This window comes from Bacillus sp. LL01, from assembly GCF_001037965.1.
The window spans coordinates 1-9565 of sequence record NZ_LFEL01000048.1; the positions used below are offsets into that span (position 1 = coordinate 1).

General features: G+C 33.2%; 2 protein-coding genes. Both read right to left on the reverse strand.

Annotation, left to right across the window (positions count from 1 at the left end; translation table 11 throughout):
- A partial coding sequence (locus tag AB685_RS23350; RefSeq protein WP_198530573.1) for a non-ribosomal peptide synthetase occupies nt 1-5738 on the reverse strand: 5738 nt, incomplete at its 3' end.
- A gap of 13 nt (nt 5739-5751) precedes the next feature.
- On the reverse strand, nt 5752-9565 hold a 3814-nt coding region (locus AB685_RS23355), incomplete at its 5' end, for a condensation domain-containing protein (RefSeq protein ID WP_131709650.1).

Below are 9565 nucleotides of genomic sequence, written 5' to 3' on the forward strand. Positions count from 1 at the left end.
GCTAGATCTAGCGCTTCGTTTTCTTTCATCACCACATAAGCGAAAAGGGCTTGAACTCCTTCGTCCAGTTCTTTTGCGAGGACTACGGTTTCTTTTACTCCTGCCTGTTTGTTGAAAACTTCCTCTATTTCTTGTAATTCCACCCTGAATCCCCGTATTTTCACTTGGTGGTCGATCCTGCCTAGAAATTCGATATTTCCGTCTGGCAGCCATCTCACCAAATCTCCACTTTTATACATCTTCCCTTCGCCAAAGGGATTCTCGACAAACTTTTTCCTTGTAAGCTCTTCACTGTTTAAGTAGCCACGACTGACGCCAGAGCCTGTGATGCATAATTCTCCGGGAATCCCGATGCCGCAGAGCTTGTCCCCGTTCATGATATAAACTTGTGTCCCGCTTATCGGTTTTCCTATAGGAATGGTATCGAAATCATTTGGTATCTCATATGTCGTTGTAAAGGTGGTATTCTCTGTTGGACCATATCCGTTGATGATTTTTATTTCAGGATATAGTGTTTTAATCTTTCTTATATGATTAACAGATAGTTTTTCTCCACCTACTAGTAGATTATCTAAGTTTTCAAACATGTCGGCTTTCATATCTAGCATTTGATTAAAGAGGCTTGATGTCATCCACAGCGTATTTATCTTGTTTTCTTTTATTGAGTTTGATAGTTTGTTTACATCTGTTAACGTATCTTGAGTTTCTAAATATAAAGTTCCGCCATTTAATAAACTGCCAAAGAATTCAAATGTGGATGCATCAAAGGCGACGGATCCCGTTTGCAGGATTCTGATATCTTCATGGAATGAAAGGAAGTTTGTATCTTTTACCAATCGAATGATACTTTTATGCTCTATGAGACTTCCTTTTGGTTTTCCGCTTGTTCCAGAGGTGTACATGACATAAGCCAGGTGATTACCTGTTAAAGATATGGTTGGATTGATGCTATCATATTGATAACTTTTAGGATCGTTCAAGTTAATCCTTGTTAAGTCTTGCTTAAAATCATAATCAAAATCTCCAAGCAAAACCGTTTTCGCACCTACATCTTCTACTATAAAATCTATGCGCTCTTTCGGGTAGGTGTGATCGATCGGAACATAGCTTGCCCCTGCCTTCAAAACACCAACTATACCAATCACTAATTCTAAAGATCGTTCTCCCAAGATGACAACTGGTTCTTCTTTCTTAACCCCTACTTCAATCAATTTATGAGCCAATTCATTAGACTTTTTATTCAATTCCCCGTAGGTCATCTCTTTATCTTCAAATACTAATGCCGTTTTATTTGGGAGTTTATCAGCTATTTCTTCAAATATTTCCTTTATATTGACTTCATCATAATTTCTTTCCAAATCATTGAATACGTTATTTATCTTGTTTATTTCATTATTGATAAGTAAATCTAATTCCTCAATTTTTTGTTCCATATCGGCTGTTATTAATGAAAGTAATTTTATATACCGATTCATCATAATTTCAATATTTTCACGCTTGAATATATCTGTATTATATATACAATTTAGTTTATATTCCCCTTCTTCAAGCGACATTTCTATATCGAGATCAAACTTTGCTAAAGGTTCACCATGGAAAACTTCTTCAATTTTCATATTATCGAACTCTAATTTAAATTCTGTAGCATTTTGTAGTGTAAAAGATACATCAAATAATGGATTTCTACTCGTATCTCTTTTACTAGCTACTGCATCTACTAATTCTTCAAAAGGATATTCTTGGTTTTCATATGCGCCCATGCAATGTTCCTTTATCTCATCAAGAAATTCTTTAATCGTTTTTTCAGGATTTGGATATCCTCTCATAGATAGCGTATTTACAAACATTCCTAACGTCTTTTCTATATCCTTGTGAGTCCTTCCAAACATTGGGCTTCCGATTACGATATCTTCTTGATGGCTATATTTATGAAGGGTAATCATCAGGCCTCCAAGTAGAATCATATAATCCGTCAAGTGATTCTCTTTTGCAAAATTTCTTATTTTTGTAGTGAATTGTTCTTGCAAGTCAATCTTAATTCGATCACCGTTAAAAGTTTTATTCTTTGGTCTTGGAGCATCATAAGGTAAATATAAAGCTTCAGGTTTGGTTTTATAGATTTCGTGCCAATATGCTTTTTGAGATTGCAAATCCCTCGAAATAAACCATTGACTATAATCTTTATATTGAATTTCCTGTCTTTCTAACTCTTCGCCATTACATAAAGCTATAAACTCTTCTAAAAATATATTAATACTAACTGCATCTGACACAATATGATGGGTATCAAAAAGTACATACCCATGATTTTCGGATAATTTAACCAAACCTAGTCTGACTAATGGGCTTTTATTTAACTCAAAAGGCTTTACAAATTCTTGCATAACCTTTTCTTTAGATATTCCCGTATTCCAAATTTTTATATTAGCGTCCACCGTTTGAGATATTTTTTGTATAAACTCATCCTCATTTAGATGAAAACTAGTTCTAAAGACCTCGTGGCGTTCTATCAAATCTTGAAATACCTTTGAAAAAAGTTTCGTATCAAAGTTTCCTTTAACTTCTATTCCAAAAGGCATATTATATGATAATGATTCTGGATTTACCTCTTGCAATATATACATTCTTTTTGCCGAAGATATCATTGGGTAATTAGGTTTTTTTTCAACAAGAGGTATAGAATCGAAATTCTTACCCTCAAGAGAATTCATAAAGTAAGCTAAATCTTCTACAACTGGATGTTTGAATATATCTGAAATTTTTACATCCTTTCCGGTTTCTTGTTTAATTAAATTGACAAGTTCCATGGCAAGAATGCTGTGTCCGCCTAATTCAAAAAAGTTATCTGTTATCCCAATTCTATCTCTATTTAACAACTGTATATAAATACTACAAAGTTTTTCCTCCATAGATGTTGTCGGTTCAATATATTCTTTTACTTCCTTGTTTTCCAAAGACAATAAGACTTTAGTGTCGACCTTTCCATTTCTGGTCTTAGGTATATCTTCTAGGATATGCCAAAAACTAGGAACCATATATTCAGGGAGCATTTGTCTTATATTGTTTTTAAACTTATTTAAATCAGCTTCTAACATATCTGTTCTAAAAACCATAAAAGCATGAATTTTCTTTTCTTTGCTGTCATATTCCTTAGCTACAATAGCTACATCTTTAATATTATCTTCATTTCTAAAACAAGATTCTATCTCACCTAATTCAATCCTATAACTCCTGATTTTCACTTGATCATCAACTCGACCGATGTATTCAATGTTTCCATCTGGGAGCCATTGGGCTAAATCTCCAGTTCTATAAAGTTTTCCATCTCCAAAAGGATTGTCTATGAACTTTTCTTCTGTTAACTCAACTCTATTTAAATAACCCCTTCCAACGCCTCCTCCTGCTATGCAAAGTTCACCTGGCATACGAATACCACAAAGATTCATTCCCTGCAAAATATATATCTGTGTATTAAATGTAGGTCTTCCAATAGGCACTGATTTATAATTTGCTCTTTGTCCTGATGAAATCAAGTTATCAGTAGCACAGACTGTAGATTCGGTAGGACCATATGCATTTACATAATCTATTCCTTTTCTTACGTGTTTTAATACACGCGGGCTAGACTCAGAACCAGCAGTTATAACTAAGCGTACTTTGTCTAATTCTGTTAATAAGAAATATTGAGGAGGTAAAGTTACCACTGTAACGCCCATATCCCTAACATAAACGCTAAATATATGTGGGTCTTCTATAATTTCTTCATCTGTCAGTACTAAAGTTCCCCCTTGAAATAATGCCATGGTAATTTCCCAAACCGCGGCATCAAATGAAAGGTTTGCAAATTGCAAGATATTATCTTTATAATCTATTTCATAATGTTTGCTATGGTGTTTGGAAAGATTGACAACATTATGATGTTCAATCATTACTCCCTTGGGTTGTCCTGTAGTACCTGATGTATAAATGATATAAGCTAAATCAGTGGGTGTAACCTTATAATCAATATTATCTATTACCTTCGAATATATATATTCAGTATTTAAATTTATTTGTTTTATTTCTGTATATTTAATCTTTTCACTGCATAGGACTAGCTTAGGTTTGCTATCTTCTAGCATGTATTCTATCCTAGACATCGGATATTTTGAGTCAATTGGAATATAAGCAGCCCCCGATTTTAGAACCCCTAGTATACCAGCAATGATTTCTATACCTTTATTTCCAACAATCGCTACTAAATCATTGGATTTTATGCCATTGCTTCTCAAAGTAAATGCAATCTGATTGGCTTTATGATTTAACTCTTTATAAGTAAGCTTTTTATTTTGATAGGCAATGGCTATATTATTTGGATATTTGCAAACCTGTTTTTCAAATACCGAAACCATTGTTTCATCTTTCGAAATAATTTCAGGCATTTTATTAAACTCTAATAAGATCTTATGCTGTTCCATAGGTGGGAGTACATCAATTTCCAAAACGGATATTGATTTGCTATAGGCATCAATTAATTGATGAGCTATATAAACTAACCTATCATTCATTCTTTTAATATCCTTTTCATCAAATAAAGAAATCCTATAATCATAATCTAGATATAAGGTATTCTCCTTTAACCGATCACTTACATGAACGGTTAAAGGGTTATATTGATGACTACTATTTAACCATTCTATATTGTCTAATACAGAGGTAAGTTCAGAATCATAATTCGCATTCTGATAAGAGTATCCAATTTCTAACAGATTTGAATCTCTCTTCAATTGTCTGTTCATATAATCATTAATCTCGCTATAGGAATACGCTGAGTGTTTAAGGATACTTGTTTGTTTTTGTTGAATATTCAATAGAAACTCTTTGGCACTCATATCCCTATTAATATCAACTAATAGTGGTAATAAATGAACAAATTCTCCAAATATTTTTCTTTCCCTTTTCTTTCTTCCTAGTATGGCTACACCTACAGAAACAGCTTTAGTTTGATTTTCATAGGATTTGAGTAAAACTAAGGAACTAAGAAATAAAACGGGTAAGGAAATCCCACAGTTTTGCGCGCCAATTACAATAGATCTTGTTTCTTCTGCATCTAATGTAAAAGACGCTCTTTTACTTTCCAATTCTTCAATGGATGAAACCTTAGGATATTGATTAACACCGTCATAATTTTCTAAAATTTCATCCCAATATTCTTTACTTTTTCGCTTTCTTTTAGAGTTCCCTTCTTCTAGATCCTTTTTAACATATTCTTCAAAAGATGCATCAGAATCATCTTCAACCTCAATATTAAGCATATATTGACGTAGTTTTCTAGAAAAGATCTCTACTAAAGACCATGCATCAGATATAGAATGATGCATAAAAAGCGCGAAAGCCCTTTTACCATTTGGTTTATGAAGTATATAGATATCGTACAGTTTTTCTCCTTTATTGAAATAACACTTACGCATATGTGTTGCTTTAAACTCTTCGTATTCTTTCCAAGATGATATAACTATTTGAGGTATATCTTCATAGTGAAATTTATCAAACTTTTGATGCAAGATATTATCTTCTTCCATATACCTTATCTGAAATGCATCTAAATCTTTGATGACATGATTTAATCCTTCACTTATTTCTTTATACGAATAGTTAGACTTAAAGTCTGCGACAACTCCCAAGGTATTGATACTAGTATTTTCAAATATACTTTCAATATCTATTATTTGTTTTTGCTTTTCCGACAATCCAATCATTTTACACCTCATCTCATATACACTCTACAATCCTATATCCTTCAAGAATTATTTTATCCATTGCATCCAAAACCTGGCTTTTTCTATTTTCAAAGCCAGTTGCTACTAGTACTACACCACCATCTGTAAATTGACACCTTACATTTATCGGAAGATTATTGTCTGTAGACAAATCGACTATCTTCCTATTATTTATATCTAAGGTTCTTTCTGCCATAATTCCTGAATCATCACCATAACTAGTCACAGCATTTAAGCTTGGTATTTTGTTTACATTATCCTTTAGCCAGTCCTTTTGTACTTGATTTAAATCTTTTATTCCTAAACTTAATTCTGGTGAATCAGCAAGTATGTCCCTTACTCTCTCATATCTGTATCTATCATTTAAATCAATGGTAAATAATTTTGCTTCTTGAAATAGTCCCAGCGTCCTCCTATTGGTAACATCTCTACCATGATGTAAAATAATAACCGGTATTTTGTTTACTGAACTCATCATTTCTTCTTGGAGTATGATCGTTTCAAGTAATTGAAGTGTCGCTAATAATTGATTACTCATCACCGTATTATTTACAATGTCTTCATCGTACTTCTTTTTAAATACTGTCATCCTGCTTTTGTTCTCATATAAAAAATTCATATTTTGAGTTGCTTCAATGAATTCATTGAATTGTATATCCTTCGATTTTTCTTCGTTTATTGCATTCTTTATTACCTGTGAGTATAGATATATTTCTTTTCTTCTTTGAAGTAAATCCGGTTCTTTTAATAGTTGATTTATTCTACGTTCAAATATTGATGAGGAAGTCATATCCCATAATGCATGATGAATAAAAATGTAAATTACATACTTGTCTTTAGCTGCCTTTATTACACCAATCTTGTTTAGTAACGGCCCTTCTAACAAATTCTTTGTGTCTAATCCGAATTTTTCGACAATAGAATATAGTTGAGTCTCTTTTTGATTACTATCACTACTAATATCTATTACAGGAATCTTGTGATCCATTGACAATTCATTTTCAATTAATACATTTTTTTTCTTTATATATTGTGTCCTCAAGACAGACTGTTCAGATATAATCCGTAGAATTGCCCTTTCAACTTCGCAAATTGCATATTCTCCTTCTATTATAAATCGACCGCTGGAGCCCCCACCAATGGTATCGTCTAGAAATACTTGTTGAGATAAAAGGGGGTCATATTCTCCAACAATGTTTTCTTTAGCTATTGATTTCCCATAAGAATACATGTCTTCAAAGAAATCTTTATAAAGGAGTTTAGCATCTACCATTCCTTCATTTAAAAGGAACATGTTTTTCTTTTCATATTTTGTAACTTCTTCTGAAATACTAATTAAGGATCTCAAATAGTATTCAGATATTTTATCCATCATACCTTTTGAAAACTTAGACTCGTTATATTCCATATAGAAACTTATTTTATTATCTTTATAGAGAGAATAAATTGCTATATGATCATGTAAATCTCTTTCTCCTACCATCCCTCTATTCAGATAATCATCTTCAATTTTATCTAGCCCATGAAACAAAACATTTGGTTGAGGGTAAAAACGGTGGTTTAAAGACAACCATCCATATCTTTCACCATTGTTTGGAATGTAATTCAAGTTCTTTTTGACATCACATAGTGTTTCTACTAGATTTGCCCCATTAGAAGGTAATACTATTGGATATCTATACTCATAGGATCCAATCCCTTTGTCCCTGTTTCTGTCTATATCTATGAAAGTTACTGACACCTTTTCTTGATTTGTAAGCTTATTAGCTGCAATAGCAAAATTAGCCATTAAGACTTCATTAATATCCATCCCTAGTACACTTTCAGATAGGTCAAGTAAAGCTGTTGTTTCTTTTTCAGAAATAGCAAATTCTATGCTAGTAAAACCACGATTCCCTAAATTTGTATCTGGTTTTATTTTACCTTTTTCTATTTCATTAGAAATCTGTGACCAATAATCTAATTGCAATGAAGGGTCATTTCCACCTAATGCCTTTATGTTTTTTAAATAATATATATCCTCTTTAAATGTTAATTTGTACTCACCATTATTTAGCAGTTCATAATTCCTATTTATTTCCTGCGATAATAAATTTAATGACCATGAATCCACAACTAATTTATGTCCGCATAATAAGATAAAATTCTTTGTTTTAGTTCTTATGAAAACAAGCTCAAATAAAAGTCCTTGCATAGTTATTATAGATTCTTGCAGCTGTACACAAATATCTCTTAATTGGTATGTAAGCCCACTTCCTTCTTCATAACTAGTCAAATCATATGTTGGAATTTCATATGGAAGATAATCGATTATTTCCAATTCATTATCTGTATATTTCACTCTCAGCATAGGATGTGTTATGATCATTCCCTCTAATACAGTCTTAAGAGTTTCATCATATTCTTTAACTTCTACAATCTTACTGTGGCATAGATTACTTTCATATTTAAATGCACTTGTGAGGTATTCATTTAAAAGAGGGTTCATTGGAACTTTAGTAAATGTCTCATGCTCATTGTCTTTTTCTTGTTTTTTATCCATCAAAGCTTTTGCTAACTCAATAACAGTCCCTTTTTTCATAAATTCTTTAATTGATAGGTCATAATTCTGATTTCTACAAAGTGTAGTAAACCTTATAGCTTTTATAGAATCACCACCTAATTCAAAGAAATTGTCCTTGATCCCAACCTTTTTTATGCCCAAGACTTCTTCAAATATCTTACAAAGAGCTACTTCAATCGGATTACTTGGGGCAATATAGTCATCTTGTCTTTCAAATTCAATATCCGGCAACGCCTTTTTATCTGTTTTTCCATTTACAGTTAAAGGGATCTCATCTATTGCCATCATATAGGATGGTATCATGTACTCCGGTAATTCTTTTCTAGCACCCTCTTTTATGGTTGCTAGATCTAGCGCTTCTTTTTCTTCCATCACTACATAAGCGAAAAGGGCTTGAACCCCTTCACCTTGTTCTTTGGCGAGGACTACGGTTTCTTTCACTCCTGCCTGTTTGTTGAAAACTTCCTCTATTTCTTGTAATTCTACCCTGAATCCCCGTATTTTCACTTGGTGGTCGATCCTGCCTAGAAATTCGATATTTCCGTCTGGCAGCCATCTCACCAAATCTCCACTTTTATACATCTTCCCTTCGCCAAAGGGATTATTGACAAACTTTTTCCTTGTAAGCTCTTCACTGTTTAAGTAGCCACGACTGACGCCAGAGCCTGTGATGCATAATTCTCCGGGAATCCCGATGCCGCAGATTTGGTCTCCTTGGCAAATATACACATTCCGGCCCACTATAGGCTTGCCTGCTGGTATAGTGCCTGTCCTATTCTTAGGTACTTGATAGAATGCGGCGCATACTGTTTGTTCCGTTGAACCAAAGGTATTTCCGACGTTCGCGTGTTTTAATAGATTGTTAATATAGCTATATTTGAGCGTATCCCCGCCATTTAGATACATGTTTACTGTTTTAGGCATCCTGCCTTGATTAAATTCCTTCAATAACAAGGTAGAGCAACTGATTAAACTCACTTCATGCTTGTCCATATAATCACAAGCTTTGTTTATATCGTAAATTTTTTCTTCATTATATAGAACTACTTTTCCGCCTCTAATATGCACTGGATATACTTCTTCAACGATGGTGTCAAAGTTATAGGCTGTATGCTGGAGTACTGTCGTATCTTCCGTGATATTAAACTCATCTGCAAAAGATCGTACATACGATATACATCCCGCATGCTCAATCATGACACTTTTTGGTTTCCCACTAGTTCCTGACGTGGAAGTTAAGTAA